The sequence below is a fragment of the Agromyces capsici genome, assembly GCF_058349965.1.
In genome coordinates, this window is the sequence record NZ_JBYRET010000001.1 from 1206050 (window position 1) to 1219142 (window position 13093).

14 protein-coding genes are annotated in these 13093 nt (G+C 71.4%); 7 read left to right on the forward strand and 7 right to left on the reverse strand.

Features of this window, described 5'->3' with window-relative positions; translation table 11 throughout:
* Positions 1–102 precede the first annotated feature (102 nt).
* Complete coding sequence (locus AC3RKB_RS05835) at positions 103–864, reverse strand: GntR family transcriptional regulator (protein ID WP_491435071.1); 762 nt, start codon at positions 862–864, stop codon at positions 103–105.
* Positions 865–1066: 202 nt separating this feature from the next.
* Here AC3RKB_RS05835 and AC3RKB_RS05840 point away from each other — a divergent pair, with 202 nt between their 5' ends.
* Positions 1067–2158 carry a transaldolase family protein gene (locus tag AC3RKB_RS05840; protein ID WP_491435072.1) on the forward strand — a complete coding sequence of 364 codons (1092 nt, stop codon included), beginning with the start codon at positions 1067–1069 and terminating at the stop codon, positions 2156–2158.
* 70 nt (positions 2159–2228) lie between these two features.
* On the opposite strand, the gene AC3RKB_RS05845 is transcribed toward AC3RKB_RS05840, so the two are convergent.
* Positions 2229–3239 (reverse strand): sugar phosphate isomerase/epimerase family protein, encoded by a 1011-nt coding sequence (locus AC3RKB_RS05845; protein WP_491436763.1) that lies wholly within the window; start codon positions 3237–3239, stop codon positions 2229–2231.
* A 2-nt stretch (positions 3240–3241) separates the two neighbouring features.
* Positions 3242–4390 (reverse strand): Gfo/Idh/MocA family protein, encoded by a 1149-nt coding sequence (locus AC3RKB_RS05850; RefSeq protein WP_491436764.1) that lies wholly within the window; start codon positions 4388–4390, stop codon positions 3242–3244.
* Between the two features lie 175 nt (positions 4391–4565).
* On the opposite strand from AC3RKB_RS05850, the gene AC3RKB_RS05855 reads away from it, so the two are divergent.
* From AC3RKB_RS05855 to AC3RKB_RS05865, 3 genes are read left to right on the forward strand one after another with little or no spacing between them, the layout of a single operon-like run.
* Positions 4566–5561: a LacI family DNA-binding transcriptional regulator gene (locus AC3RKB_RS05855; RefSeq protein WP_491435073.1), complete on the forward strand. Its 996-nt coding sequence runs from the start codon at positions 4566–4568 to the stop codon at positions 5559–5561.
* Between the two features lie 34 nt (positions 5562–5595).
* Positions 5596–7467: a substrate-binding and vWA domain-containing protein gene (locus AC3RKB_RS05860; protein ID WP_491435074.1), complete on the forward strand. Its 1872-nt coding sequence runs from the start codon at positions 5596–5598 to the stop codon at positions 7465–7467.
* 7 nt (positions 7468–7474) lie between these two features.
* Positions 7475–8548 carry a hypothetical protein gene (locus AC3RKB_RS05865; RefSeq protein WP_491435075.1) on the forward strand — a complete coding sequence of 358 codons (1074 nt, stop codon included), beginning with the start codon at positions 7475–7477 and terminating at the stop codon, positions 8546–8548.
* Positions 8549–8593: 45 nt separating this feature from the next.
* Here AC3RKB_RS05865 and AC3RKB_RS05870 read toward each other — a convergent pair whose 3' ends face one another.
* The 3 genes from AC3RKB_RS05870 to AC3RKB_RS05880 all read right to left on the reverse strand — a co-directional run bounded on the left by AC3RKB_RS05870 (position 8594) and on the right by AC3RKB_RS05880 (position 10638).
* The gene (locus AC3RKB_RS05870; protein ID WP_491435077.1) at positions 8594–9127 is read right to left on the reverse strand and encodes a YbaK/EbsC family protein; all 534 of its coding nucleotides are present in this window, start codon (positions 9125–9127) and stop codon (positions 8594–8596) included.
* 79 nt (positions 9128–9206) lie between these two features.
* Entirely contained in the window at positions 9207–10082 is an 876-nt protein-coding gene (locus AC3RKB_RS05875) for an aldo/keto reductase (protein WP_491436765.1), read from the reverse strand.
* Between the two features lie 169 nt (positions 10083–10251).
* Positions 10252–10638 carry a DUF2255 family protein gene (locus AC3RKB_RS05880; protein WP_491435078.1) on the reverse strand — a complete coding sequence of 129 codons (387 nt, stop codon included), beginning with the start codon at positions 10636–10638 and terminating at the stop codon, positions 10252–10254.
* A gap of 135 nt (positions 10639–10773) precedes the next feature.
* Here AC3RKB_RS05880 and AC3RKB_RS05885 point away from each other — a divergent pair, with 135 nt between their 5' ends.
* Positions 10774–11676, forward strand: coding sequence for a helix-turn-helix transcriptional regulator (locus tag AC3RKB_RS05885; protein ID WP_491435079.1), 903 nt, complete (start codon positions 10774–10776; stop codon positions 11674–11676).
* Positions 11677–11685: 9 nt separating this feature from the next.
* Positions 11686–11886 (forward strand): hypothetical protein, encoded by a 201-nt coding sequence (locus AC3RKB_RS05890; RefSeq protein ID WP_491435081.1) that lies wholly within the window; start codon positions 11686–11688, stop codon positions 11884–11886.
* Between the two features lie 26 nt (positions 11887–11912).
* On the opposite strand, the gene AC3RKB_RS05895 is transcribed toward AC3RKB_RS05890, so the two are convergent.
* Positions 11913–12665: a DeoR/GlpR family DNA-binding transcription regulator gene (locus AC3RKB_RS05895; protein ID WP_491435083.1), complete on the reverse strand. Its 753-nt coding sequence runs from the start codon at positions 12663–12665 to the stop codon at positions 11913–11915.
* Positions 12666–12713: 48 nt separating this feature from the next.
* Here AC3RKB_RS05895 and AC3RKB_RS05900 point away from each other — a divergent pair, with 48 nt between their 5' ends.
* Complete coding sequence (locus AC3RKB_RS05900) at positions 12714–13088, forward strand: DUF4406 domain-containing protein (RefSeq protein WP_491435084.1); 375 nt, start codon at positions 12714–12716, stop codon at positions 13086–13088.
* Positions 13089–13093 lie beyond the last annotated feature (5 nt).

Sequence of the window (13093 nt, forward strand, 5' to 3'; positions counted from 1 at the left end):
ACAGTATGTCCTGACATTTTTACGTAGAAGGATCGTCGGACCACGAAAAGCCGCCCTCGCGCGCGTGGCGCAAGGGCGGCGGGTCGAGGTGCGGGACTGCGGCTAGCGCTCGACGAGCGTCATCTCGAAGGAGTACAGATCGGGGCGGTAGCAGTGCTGCCCCCACTCGACGGCGCGGCCGGAGTTGTCGAAGGCCGTGCGGGACATCGTCAGCACGGCCGAGCCCTTGGGGATGTCGAGCAGGCCGGCCTCCTGGCTCGTCGCATCGCGCGCGCCGATGCGCTGCTTGGCGACCCGCATCGTCACGCCCCGCGCGCGCATCAACTGGTAGAGGCCGTGCTTGGAGAGGTCACCGAGGTCGAGGTCGGTGAACTCCTCAGGCAGCACGTTGTCGAGGATGGCGATCGGCACTCCGCCGGCCGAGCGGAGCCGCTTGATGTGCAGCACCGAGCTGCCGCGATCGACGCCGAGCTCCTCGGCGATGCGCTCGTCGGCCTCGCCGATCTCCATGGAGAGCACCCTCGTCTCGGGCTTCTGGCCGGTGCGCTCGAGATCCTCGTAGAGGCTGGTGAGCTCGACGCTGCGGCTCACCTTGCCGTGCACGACCTGCGTGCCGATGCCGCGCCGACGCACGAGCAAGCCCTTGTCGACGAGCTCCTGGATGGCTCGGCGGATGGTCGGTCGCGAGAGGCCGAGGCGGTTGCCGAGCGCGACCTCGTTCTCCAGGCGGGAGCCGGGCGGGAGCCGGCCATCGTGGATGGCTGCCTCGAGGCGGCTCGAAATCTGGAAGTAGAGCGGCACCGGCCCCGCGCGGTCGAGGTCGATGAAGAGGTCGACCGGGAGCGTCTGGTTCGGTTCCGCCATGCGTATCCCTCCTGCCGCGGCCATCGCGACATGATGTCAAGACAATATCAGGCCTTTCCATCGGGGGACAATGTCAGGTCGATCGCGTGGCGGGACCCGCCATCCGATCTGTCATTAGTTGTAATGTCCGAACATACTGTCTAAACTGCCGACGGGCGCACCGACGCGCGGGGCGTCACCTCTCGGACCACTTGGAGATCCCATGACCGACGCACCGACCCTCGACGTCGCGACGCTTCCCCTTCGCATCGCCGCGAAGACCACCCCGACCAGCCTCTGGAACGATTCCGCCGATCCGCGGGAACTCGCTCGCTCGATCGAATTCGGCGCGGTCGGCGCGACCTGCAATCCGGTCATCGCGCTCGCCGCCATCCGGAGCGACCTCGCGACCTGGGGTCCGCGCATCGCGCAGCTCGCCCAGGAGCACCCGACCGCGGGGGAGTCCGAGCTCGGCTGGAGGGTCGTCGAGGAGCTCTCGATCGAGGCGGCGCGCCTGCTCGAGCCGGCATTCCGAGAGAGCGGCGGCCGCAACGGACGCCTCTCCATCCAGACCGACCCGCGCCTGCACCGCGACGCCGACGCGCTCGTCGAGCAGGCCGTGCGGTTCTCGGCGCTCGCCGAGAACATCATCGTGAAGATCCCAGCCACCGCCACCGGCATCCGCGCGATCGAGGAGGCAACCTTCCGGGGCGTCAGTATCAACGCGACGGTCTCGTTCACGGTGCCGCAGGCGCTCGCCGTCGCCGAGGCGATCGAGCGCGGGCTCGACCGCCGCGCGGCCGCGGGCCTGCCCGAGCGCGAGTTCGGCTCGGTCGTGACCATCATGGGCGGGCGCCTCGACGACTGGCTCAAGGCGTGGGTCGAGCGGCACCGCATCCTGATCGACCCCGGCGTCCTCGAGTGGGCCGGCGTCGCCGCGCTCAAGCGCGCGCACGCGCTCTTCGTCGAGCGCGGCTACCGCTCACGGGTGCTCTCGGCCGCGTTCCGCAACCACATGCAGTGGTCGGAGCTGCTCGGCGGCGACCTCGTCGTCTCGCCGCCCTTCGACTGGCAGCTGCGCATCAACGAGAACGGCATCCCGGTCGAGCACCGGATCGACCGACCCGTCGACCCGGGCATCATCGCGACGCTGCTCGAGAAGGTGCCCGAGTTCCGCCGCGCCTACGAGCCCGAGGGCATGTCCGTCGACGAGTTCGCGGACTTCGGTGCGACCCGGCGCACCCTGCGCCAGTTCCTCGAGGCGGATGCCGCGCTCGACGCGCTCGTGCGCGACATCCTCGTCCCGGCGCCCTGACGCTCCGGGCACACGACTGCGGGCGGGGCGCCATGCCGGTGGCGCCCCGCCCGCTTCTTCGTGCCCGTGCTCAGCTCAGTGACGCGCTGAGCGCCGCGTCGGCGTCCTTGAGCACCTTCGCAGCGACCTCGATGCCTTCGATGCGGCCGAGCTCGACGTCTTCGTGTTCGATGTTGACGTAGATGTCGGGGTCGACCTCGTGCAGGGCTCGGAGGAACTCGGTCCAGAAGGCCACGTCGTGGCCCTTGCCGAGGGCCACGAAGTCCCACGGGGCCGGCTTCGGCCATTCGTTGGCCCACTCGTCGCCACCGAGGTTCGTGCGCGGCTCGTCGGGGGAGAGTCGGCGGAACCGGTTGTCGAGCACGCCGTAGAGCGCGGCGGTCTCGGGGTTGACGCGCACGTCCTTGGCGGCGGCCTGGTACACGAGTCCGCCGAGATGGCGCACGACCGCGACCGGGTCCATCTGCTGCCAGAACAGGTGGGATGCGTCGAGCTCGACGCCCACGTTGGTCGCGCCGGTCAGCTCGATCAGCTTGTGCACGTCGGCCGAGTTGAACACGATGTTCTGCGGGTGCAGTTCGAGCGCGACCTTGACGTCGTGATCGCCTGCGAGCCGGTCGATTTCGCGCCAGAAGTCGGCCGCGATCTTCCACTGGTGGTCGAGCACGTCGAGCGCGGCCGAGTTCCACGCGTTCACGATCCAGTTCGGGCGGCGGCCGCCGGGCTCGCCGGCCGGGAGGCCCGACATCGTCACCACGCGGTGCTGGCCGAGGCGCTCGGCGAGACGGATGGCACGGCGCACGTCCTCGGCGTGCCTCTCACCGATCGCGGGGTCGGGGTGCAACGGGTTCCCGTTGCAGTTCAGGCCGGCGACCGACACCCCGGTGCCCTCGAAGATCCCGAGGAAGTCGTCGCGCGCGGCGTCGGATTCGAGGATGTCGTCGAAGGTCGGCACATGCACCGCCGGGAGGAACCCGCCCGTGTTGATCTCGAGGCCGGTCAGGCCCAGGCCGGCCACGACCTCGATCGCCTCGGGGAGGCTCCGGTCGTGCAGGATCGCGTTGTACAGTCCGAGTCGCATCGTCACGCACCCACCTTCACGCACGCGCCGCCCTGCGCGGCAGATCTGGCCACCGCGTCGAGGATCAGCATGTTGTGCAGGCCCTCCTCGAACGTGGCGTTCCGCGGCAGCGAATCCGACTCGGGAATGCCCGCGATCTCCTCGAGGAATGCGCGCGCCTGGAACAGGAAGCCCTCGTTCTGGCCGAAGCCGACGCCGGAGACGTCGATCGGGAGGCCGCCCGCGACGTACGGGTGCGGCGTGCCGAGCGCGACCGTGCGGTAGCCGCGCTGCTCGACGGGTCCCTCCGCGAGGTAGAGATGGATCTCGGCCGGGCGAGCCTGGTCGAACCGCGCGGCGCCCTTCGAGCCGAAGACCTCGAGCGTGAGGTCGTTCGCGTGGCCGGCGGCGACCCGCGAGACTTCGACCGTGCCCGCGGCGCCGCTCGCGAAGCCGAGCGAGAACGTCGCGTAGTCGTCGTTCTCGACGGTCGCCGTCTCGTTGCTCACCGCGGTGGTACCGTGCCCGGACACCGCGCCGAGCGGCTTCGGACGCTCGGCGATCACGGTGCTGAAGCGTCCGCCTCGGACATCCGTGACGTCGCCGCCGAGGAACTCGGCCAGGTAGGAGACGTGGCTGCCGACGTCTGCGAGCGCGCCCGAGCCCTGAGGGCCCGCGAAGCGCCAGCTGAAGCCGATGCGCGGGTCGGCGGCGTAGTCGGTCCAGTAGCGGGAGCTGAAGTGCAGCACATCGCCGAGCACCCCGGTCTGGATGAGCTCGCGGATGTACGCGATGCCGGGAGCGCGCCGATAGGTGAGCCCGATGCGCGCGAGCGAGTCGGCCGCGCCGGCGGCATCCGCCATCGCCCGGGCGTCGTCGATCGAATCGGAGAGCGGCTTCTCGCACAGCACGTGCTTGCCGGCGTCGAGCAGACCCTCGACGATCTCGCGGTGAAAGTGGTTGGCCACGACTACCGACACGACGTCGATGTCGTCGGCCTCGGCGATGGCCTGCCACGACGTGTCGTGGCGGGAGTATCCGAAGCGCCGGGCGGCGGACTCGGCGAGCGGCTCGTACGCGTCGGCGATGGAGACGAGGCGCACCGGCGGGAGGATGCTCTCGTAGGTCGCCGGGGCGTTCCGGTACGCGGCGGCGTGGGCCTTGCCGGCCATGCCCGCTCCGATCACGGCGACGCCGATGTCGGTGGTGCTCAATTCTCCTCCAGTGGAAGACGGGACCGGCCACCTCCACGGCGCCGGTGCGGTGAGGAGCGCAAGTGGAGCGCTCCAACGACACTGTAGTATTGTGTAAATGTCCTGTCAAAGTTAATCGAGATCAGGAGGACGGATGGCCGGCGGACGCCCCACGATCTACGACGTCGCCGCAGCCGCGGGCGTGTCGAAGTCGCTCGTCTCGCTCGTCCTCCGCGGGTCGCCGCGCGTGAGCGATGCGTCGCGTCGCGAGGTCGAAGCGGCGATCCAGCGGCTGGGCTACCGGCCGAGCCGCGCGGCCGCGTCGCTGGCGGCGCACCGCACCCACGGCGTGGGCCTGCTCATCGACGACTACACCAACCCGTGGTTCGTGGATCTCGTGCGCGGCCTGCAGGACGCGCTCGCCCCTGAGGGCTACCGGTTGAGCGTGGTCGAGATCGCGACGGCGTCGGTCGCCGAGGATCCCGTCGACGGGCTGCTGTCGGCGCGCCCGGACGGCATCGTCGCCGCGATGGAGGTGCCGGACGCGCTGCGAACGCCCGGTGCTCCGCCCGTGGTGGTCGCCGGAACGCGCGGGTCGATTCCGCCGGCGATGGATGCCGTCGCGAACGACGACGACCGCGGCGCCCGGCTGGCGACCGAGCACCTGATCGCGCTCGGGCACGAGAGGATCGGCCACCTCCCCGTCGACGGCGGATCCGGGCGCGCTCGAGCGGACGGTTTCACGACGGCAGTCCTCAGCTCCGGGCGGGAGCCCGTGCTCGCCTCACCCGTCCCCGCCGCGACCGAAGTCGCCGGGTACCTGAGCGCACGGGAGCTGCTCCGGGTGCATCCCGAGATCACCGCGATCTTCGCTGCGAACGATGCCATGGCACTCGGCGCACTCGGTGCCGCGCGCGAGCTCGGACGCTCGGTCCCCGACGACCTCTCCGTCGTCGGATACGACAACACCTCGCTCGCCCGGGCGCGCCTGATCGACCTGACCACGATCGACGACCGCAGCCTCGAGGTCGGCCGTGAGGCGGGTCGCCTCCTGCTCGCCCGGATGCGCGGATCGAACGGGCCGCACGTGCGCACCGTCCTCGAGCCCGCGCTCATCGTGGGCAGCACGGCGGGTCCGCCCGGGAAGTGATGCGATCGGTATTCGCGAGACCTACCCTGTTCACATGGCACCCGTTCCGCGGCGCACGGCCGCTCAACCCGCGATCGCGTCGACGTCTCGCCGGGGGGTTCGCGCCGGGCTCGCGGTGGCGGTCGTCGCCGCGATGGCCTTCGCGTTGAGCGCGTGCACGTTCGGGCAGGACGACATCGACACGAGCCCGATCGACGGCGGCGACTTCGCCGACGACGGCTGCACGAGCGTCGTCGTCGCGACCTCCTCCGAGAAGGTCAACATGCTCGACGCCCTGGCCGCGGCGTTCAAGGAGTCGCCCGAGCACGCCGCGCTCGACGAGTGCGCGACGGTGCGGCCGGTCAACGTGTCGTCGGGGGACGCCACGCGGTTCCTCACCGCGGGCGGCGACTGGCCCGACGAGGACGCGCGGCGCTGGCCGACGCTCTGGTCGCCCGCCTCGACCGTGTGGACCGAGCGGGTCGCGGCCGCGGCATCCGCCTCGCTCGTCGGCGAACCCGTGTCGTTCACGCACACGCCGATCATCTTCGCCATGCCCGAGACGATGGCGAAGGCCCTCGGCTGGCCCGACGCCGAGATCGGCATCTCCGACCTCGAAGCGCTCTGCGCAGACCCGGACGGCTGGAGCAGCGCGGGCAAGCCGATCTGGGGCTCGTTCAAGATCTCGAAGACCAACCCGAACACGTCGACGACCGGCCTGTCGGCCATCCTGATGCAGTCGTACGAGGCATCCGGCAAGACGTCCGACCTGACCGCAGCGGATGTCGCGGCCGCCGAGGAATTCTCGCGGGTGTTCGAGGAGTGCGTCATCCACTACGGGGACACGACCGGCAAGGTGCTCACGACGCTCTACGACGAGACGCAGCACGGCGCGGGCGGCTCCGGCTACGTCTCGGCCGTGGCGCTCGAGGAGACCTCGATGCTCAACTACAACCAGGGCAACCCCGACTCGCACACCGTGCAGCCCGGCGAGACCCTGACGCCGCCGAAGGAGAAGCTCGTCGCGATCTACCCGTCTGGCGGGTCGATGTGGTCGGACAATCCCATCACCGTGCTCGGCGCCGATTGGGTGACCGACGTCCAGCGCACCGCCGGGCAGGCATTCGTCGAGTTCCTCGCCACCGAGCCGGCCCAGCGGATCCTGCCGGACTACGGATTCCGGCCGCTCGACGAGTCGGTGCCGCTCGGCGACCTCTTCACCGAGCGGTACGGCGTCGATCCCGCGGGACCGGCGGTCACGCTGCCCCGTCCGGGCGTCGACGTGGTGTCGGCCGCGCTCGACCAGTGGGCGCAGATCCGCAAGCCGTCGTCGGTGCTCGAGCTCATCGACGTGTCCGGCTCGATGGACGAGCCGATCGGAGACGGCCGGTCGAAGCTCGACGGCGCGATCGATGGCGCCCAGGCGACGCTCGGCCACTTCCGCGGCACCGACGAGGTGGGCATGTGGGCGTTCACCACGGGCGTGGACTCGACGGCGGGCGAGAACCTGATCGTGCTGCGGGACGTCTCGGTGCTCGGGTCCGACCGCGAGTCGCTCAGCGGGTCGATCGACGACCTGCGCTACGCGAACCGCCAGGGCACGCCGCTGTACGACGCGATCGCCGCCGCGTACGACGAGATGTCCGCTCGCGCGGAACCCGGACGCATCAACGCGATCGTCGTGCTCTCGGATGGGCAGGACACCGACTCGACGATCTCGATCGACTCGCTGATCACGAGGATCGGCGGATCCTCGCGGGAGGGCGACGGCGCGGCCCCGGTGCGGATCTTCGCGATCGCCTACGGCGAGGGCGCCGACACCGCTTCACTGGAGCGGATCGCCGGGGCGACCGGCGGGCAGTGGTTCGACGCGTCGGATGCCGCGAAGATCGACCTCGTGTTCGCGTCGGTCATCAACAACTTCTAGGCAGCGGATGGACGCCCTGATCATGATCGCCGCCGACGACGGATACGTCGGCGACGCGTCCGACGCGCTGCAGACCACGCCGGTCTACGTCTCGCCGGAGGTGGGCGGCGCCCCCGCCCTGGAGGACATGCTGCTCGCGCAGGTCGGCGACGACTCGATCGGCGTCGCAGTGTTCTCGGACAACGTCGCGCTCGAGGCATCCGGACCCGAGATCGTGGGCCAGCTCGCCGAGTCGACAGGCTACGACACGATCATCGTCGCGGTCGGCGACGACCTGTCGGCCGGCTCGCACGTGCTCGATGCGGGCGAGGCGATGCGGATCGCGAACCAGGCGGAGTCCGGCGCCGACAGCCTCGACGCCGCGCTCGTCGAGACCGTGCAGGGCGTGCAGGCCGCCGCCGAGCCGGCACCCGTCGTCGGTGGCGGCGGAGACGGCGGTGGCGGCATCGGCCTGGGTCTCGTCATCGGCGCGGCGGTGCTCGTCGCCGGTGCGGGTGCGGCGATCGGGGTGCTCCGTGCGCGACGGCGCCGTGCCCAGGGTGCCGGCGCCGGGAGGATCCCCGACCCGATCCGCCGGCACGTGGCGACGCTGCGGGCACTGGCGGCCGAATACGCGCAGGTCGGTGCGCAGGGCAACGCCGGCGCGGCGCAGACCGCGGATGACGTCACGAGGATCGCCGTCAACGTCGAGGAGCTCTTCGTCAGGCTCGACCGCGCGGGCGGAGGGCAGCAGGGCAGGGCCGCCGTCGAGTACGACGCCACACTCCGGAAGCTCATCGCGGCGCTCGACCGCGACTACCTGCTCGACGTCCTCACCCATCCGCAGCTCTGGGACGACCCGGAGGAGCGATTCCGAGAGGTGAGCGTCGCGCTCGTCGCGGTCGCGGACGAGCTCGTGCAGAACATCAGGCAGGTCAACGCCCGGCGCGGCCTGCACTTCCAGGTGTCGCTCGACGGACTCATCGGTCGGCGCAAGGAGCTGCAGGAGTGGGAGCGCGCCTTCGAGCGTGCGTCGGGCGAGCGCGCGTCCGGCGACGGCGCCTCGCCGAGCGAGGGCGGCCCGCCGGGGCCGGGCGACTGAATCGTGAGCTGCGCCCGCCGAAGCCTCGGACCCGCCGGGCGACGCTCACTGAGCGAGCGGGAGCACCTCGGCGTTCGGCAGCGAGGCGAGGAACGCCCCCGTGACGAGCAGCTTCGAGCCGCGGATGCCGCTGCCGACGATGAGCCGCGCATGCGTCGCCACCGACTCGTCGACGAGGATCGGCCAGTCGGCGGGCAGGCCCACTGGCGTGATGCCGCCGTACTCCATGCCCGTGAGCGCCACCGCGTCGTCCATCGACGCGAACGACAGCTTGCGCGCATCGAGGTGGCGGCGCACGACGCCGTTCACGTCGGCGCGGTCCGAACCGCGCACCATCACGGCCGCGTACCACGTGCGCTCGCCGCGGCGCGCCTGCACGACGACGCAGTTCGCGCCATCCCCCATCGAGATCTCGTAGTGCTCGCAGAAGGCCGCCGTGTCGGCGAGGCCGGGATCGATCGGCGCGACGAGCACGTCGGCGGCCGCGCCATCCGTCGCCCCCAGCGTCGCCGCCGTGGGCGGCGCCAGAAGCTCGGGCGAGTCGAGCGCGGGCGTGAAGTCGAGCGTTCCGAAGCGCATGCTGTGAGGGTACGACGGATGGCGCGGCCGCGCCCCGCGCGAGGCCGGGCCGCGCCATCCGCCGAGACCGAACGGCCGCTCAGGCCTCGGGGATCACCCGGCCGCCGAACGAGTCGAGGGTGATCGCGTCGGGATCCGGCCCGCGCCGCACGCCCGTGTCGAGCGCGTCGATGCGCGCGAGCTCGTCGGCGGAGAGCTCGAAGTCGAACACGTCGAAGTTCTCGGCGATCCGCTCGGGGCGCGTCGACTTCGGGATCGCCGAGCGACCCTGCTGCAGGTGCCACCGCAGCATGACCTGCGCGGGCGTCTTGCCGTGCTCGGCGGCGATCGCCGCGAGAGTCGGGTCGTCGAAGGCGCTCGGCCCGCCCGGGTAGTAGGCCGTGATGCCGCCGATGGGCGACCACGCCTGCGAGAGGATGCCGTGCCTCGCGTTCGCGTCGAGCACCTCGGACTGGCGGAAGTAGGGGTGCACCTCGATCTGGTTGACCGCCGGCACCACGGACGCGCGTTCGAGCAGCCGGTCGAGGTGGGTCGGCTGGAAGTTGCTCACGCCGATGGCGCGGACGCGGCCGTCGGCGAGGAGCCGCTCGAGCGCCCGATACGCGTCGACGACCGCATCGAAGGCCGACGGCACAGGCTGGTGCAGGATGAACAGGTCGAGCTGGTCGACGCCGAGCTTGCCGGCGCTCTTGTCGAACGCGTGCAGGGTCTCGTCGTAGCCGTAGTCGCTGATCCAGACCTTGGTCTCGATGAAGAGGTCGGCGCGGTCCAGGCCGGAGGCGCGGATGCCGTCGCCGACCTCGCGCTCGTTGCCGTACGCGGCCGCGGTGTCGATGTGCCGGTACCCGGTGGCGAGTGCGGTCTCGACGGCTCGCGCGGTGACCTCGGGGGCCGACTGGAACACGCCGAAGCCGAGCGCCGGCATGACGACGCCGTTGTCGAGGGTGAGGTTCATGGTCATGTCTCCATGCTCGGCGCGTGCGTGCGGATGAGGGAGGACCGGCTCACCCACGCACCGGCAGGTCCCCCTTCGTGCAGCGACGCGGTGCTGATCCACGAGAAGTCGCCGATGCACCGCGGGACCGGCCATCCGCGACCGTTCGACTGGGCGAAGGTCGCGATGCTCAGTCGCGCGGCTCGAGCCGCAGCGTCACGGCCGCGGCCTGCGGCCCGACGACCGTCGCGACCATGCTCGCGGGCTGACGCCGGTACTTGTCGCGGTACGCGGCATCCACCGCCTCGTGCGTCGCGGCCTCGGATGCCGGCACGTCGACGAACGTCACGTCGCGCTCGACGCCGCCGGCCCGGATGCGGCCCGTGCCCGAGCGCTTCGCGCGCACGTACCATCCGTTGTCGGGGCCGTACGCCGAGCGCACGTAGAGATCGTCGCCGTCGCGGGCGACCCAGATGATCACGTACTTCCGCAGCGTGCCGTCACGTCGGTACGACGCGACCCGCAGTTCCGCGGCGTCGCCGATACGGGCCAGCTCGTCAGGGGTCCAGGTGCTCATGCGCGTTCCTTCCGATGCGTCGGTCCGGTCGTCATGCTTCCATGCAATCGGATGGCGTGGCGCGGGGGGAGGCCCGGTCGTGACGTGACCCAGCAGGTCCTCCCTCACGAGGCGGCCGGGGCGTACCGTGGCGGCATGGACCAACGCGAGGAGATCCGCGACTTCCTGCGCTCGCGGCGGGCGAAGATCGGCCCCGAGCGCGTCGGCCTGCCGGGTGGCGGCTACCGCCGCGTGCCAGGCCTCCGTCGCGAGGAGGTCGCGATGCTCGCCGGCGTCAGCGTCGACTACTACGCGCGCCTCGAGCGCGGCAGCCTCGACGGCGTCTCCGACGAGGTGCTCGGCTCGATCGCCCGCACGCTCGAGCTCGACGAGGCCGAGACCGCGCACCTGTTCGACCTGGCGCGCGCCGTGCGGCAGACGGCGGTGCCGCGCCGACGACCCGCCCAGGCGCAGCACGTGCGCCCGAGCGTGCAGCGGCTGCTCGACGGCTGGGTCGGCGTGCCGGCCTGGGTGCGCAACGACCGCATGGACGTGCTCGCCGCGAACCAGCTCGGGCGGGCGCTGTACTCCGACCTCTTCGCGAGCGCCGAGCCCGGCCGCGCGCCGAACAACGCGCGCTTCGTGTTCCTCGACCCGCGCTCGCACGAGTTCTACCCCGACTGGGAGCAGGGCGCGAACGACCTCGTCGCGATCCTCCGCGGCAGCGCGGGGCGCAACCCCCATGACCGGTTGCTCATGGAGCTCATCGGCGAGCTCTCCACGCGGAGCGATGAGTTCCGGCGCCGGTGGGCCGACCACAACGTGCGCTTCCATCGCACGGGCGCCAAGCACCTGCGCCATCCGGTCGTCGGCGACCTCGAGTTGTCGTACGAGGCCATGGAGCTGCCCGCCGACCCCGGCCTGACCATGTTCGCCTACACGGCCGAGCCCGCCTCGCCGACGGAGGAACGGCTGAAGCTCCTCGCGAGCTGGGCGGCGACGCACGACGGCCCCGCCGCGCAGTCCGGCGCCGTCGCGAGTGCCGTCGTCGAGGAGTAGTCTCCGGGCATGGACGGGTTGACCATAACCCTGCTCGTCGTCTTGGCCCTGGCGCTCGCCACCGTGCTCGTCTGGGCGGCGGTGCGGTCGCGGCGCATGCCCCACGATCCGCCGAACGAGGAGACCCGGCGCGAGGTCGAAGAGGCACGGCAACGTCTCGATCGGGCGGAGGGTGACGTCGGCGGCCTCGGCCGAGCGGGCATGGGCTGAGGAGGGGACCGAGCCCGCGACGGCCGTCAGGCTCGGATCAGCGGTACGCCGGCCGCGGTCAGTGCCTCGAGCGCGGGGCCATCCTCGGCGTCGGTGATCACGCCGCTCACCGCGCCGAGCGGCAGCACCTCGAACGCCGACGCCGCGCCGATCTTCTCGGAGCTGGCGAGCACGTACGTGTCGCCGGCGCGCGCCGCGAGTGCACGCTTCATCGCGGCATCCTCGCGGTCGCCGGTCGTGAGCCCGGCCTCGGCGTGCACTCCCGTGACGCCGAGCAGGAAGACGTCGGCGCGCAGGTGCGACGCCGCTTCGACCGCGGTCGCGCCGTACGCGACCATCGAATGCCGGAACAGTCGCCCGCCGATGATCTCGACGTCGATGCCGTGGTGGTCGGCGAGGGCGACGGCGACGGTCGGGCTGTGCGTCACGACGGTCGCGCGGAGGTCGCGGGGCAGGGCCGCGACGACCGCGAGGGCGGTCGTGCCGCCGTCGATCGCGACGACGCTGCCTGGCGCGACCAGCGCGGCGGCGGCCGTCGCGACGCGCTGCTTGCCGGCGGGGGAGACCGAGGTGCGCGTGGCGTAGTCGGCCACCGCCGGCGAGACCGGCAGTGCCCCGCCGTAGACGCGCTGCACGAGCCCGGCCGCGGCGAGCTCGCGGAGGTCGCGGCGGATCATGTCCTCGGTGACGCCGAGCTCGGCCGCGATCTCGCGGGCGACAAGTCGCCCGTCACGGTGGAGCCGATCGAGCAGCAGCTCGCGTCGTTGCGCGGTCAGCACACGTTTCTCCTTGCTTATGCGTGTTTATCCATACTATGGTTCCGAACCATGGAATCCAAGCTCATCCTCATCGCCGGTCCGTATCGCTCGGGAACGGGCGACGACCCCGTGCTCCTCGCCCGCAACCTCCGCCGTCTCGAGGAGGCGGCCTGGCCGATCTTCCGGAAGGGCCACGTGCCGATGATCGGCGAGTGGGTCGCGTTGCCCGTGCTTTCGAGTGCGGGCGCCGTCGGCATCGCCGACCCGCTGGCCGAGCAGGTCATGTACCCGACCGCGCACCGACTGCTCCAGCACTGCGACGGCGTGCTCCGGCTGCCCGGCGACTCGCGTGGAGCGGACCAGGACGTCGCGATCGCGCGCGAACGCGGCATCCCGGTCTGGTTCTCGATCGATGAGATCCCGGATGCCGCGGTGGCGGCCTGATGGAC

Excerpts from the sequence above, each read along its gene's own strand:
- AC3RKB_RS05835 (WP_491435071.1), bottom strand. The coding sequence starts at position 864 with ATGGCGGAACCGAACCAGACGCTCCCGGTCGACCTCTTCATCGACCTC.
- AC3RKB_RS05840 (WP_491435072.1), top strand. The coding sequence starts at position 1,067 with ATGACCGACGCACCGACCCTCGACGTCGCGACGCTTCCCCTTCGCATC.
- AC3RKB_RS05845 (WP_491436763.1), bottom strand. The coding sequence starts at position 3,239 with ATGCGACTCGGACTGTACAACGCGATCCTGCACGACCGGAGCCTCCCC.
- AC3RKB_RS05850 (WP_491436764.1), bottom strand. The coding sequence starts at position 4,390 with ATGGCCGGCAAGGCCCACGCCGCCGCGTACCGGAACGCCCCGGCGACC.
- AC3RKB_RS05855 (WP_491435073.1), top strand. The coding sequence starts at position 4,566 with ATGGCCGGCGGACGCCCCACGATCTACGACGTCGCCGCAGCCGCGGGC.
- AC3RKB_RS05860 (WP_491435074.1), top strand. The coding sequence starts at position 5,596 with ATGGCACCCGTTCCGCGGCGCACGGCCGCTCAACCCGCGATCGCGTCG.
- AC3RKB_RS05865 (WP_491435075.1), top strand. The coding sequence starts at position 7,475 with ATGGACGCCCTGATCATGATCGCCGCCGACGACGGATACGTCGGCGAC.
- AC3RKB_RS05870 (WP_491435077.1), bottom strand. The coding sequence starts at position 9,127 with ATGCGCTTCGGAACGCTCGACTTCACGCCCGCGCTCGACTCGCCCGAG.
- AC3RKB_RS05875 (WP_491436765.1), bottom strand. The coding sequence starts at position 10,082 with ATGAACCTCACCCTCGACAACGGCGTCGTCATGCCGGCGCTCGGCTTC.
- AC3RKB_RS05880 (WP_491435078.1), bottom strand. The coding sequence starts at position 10,638 with ATGAGCACCTGGACCCCTGACGAGCTGGCCCGTATCGGCGACGCCGCG.
- AC3RKB_RS05885 (WP_491435079.1), top strand. The coding sequence starts at position 10,774 with ATGGACCAACGCGAGGAGATCCGCGACTTCCTGCGCTCGCGGCGGGCG.
- AC3RKB_RS05890 (WP_491435081.1), top strand. The coding sequence starts at position 11,686 with ATGGACGGGTTGACCATAACCCTGCTCGTCGTCTTGGCCCTGGCGCTC.
- AC3RKB_RS05900 (WP_491435084.1), top strand. The coding sequence starts at position 12,714 with ATGGAATCCAAGCTCATCCTCATCGCCGGTCCGTATCGCTCGGGAACG.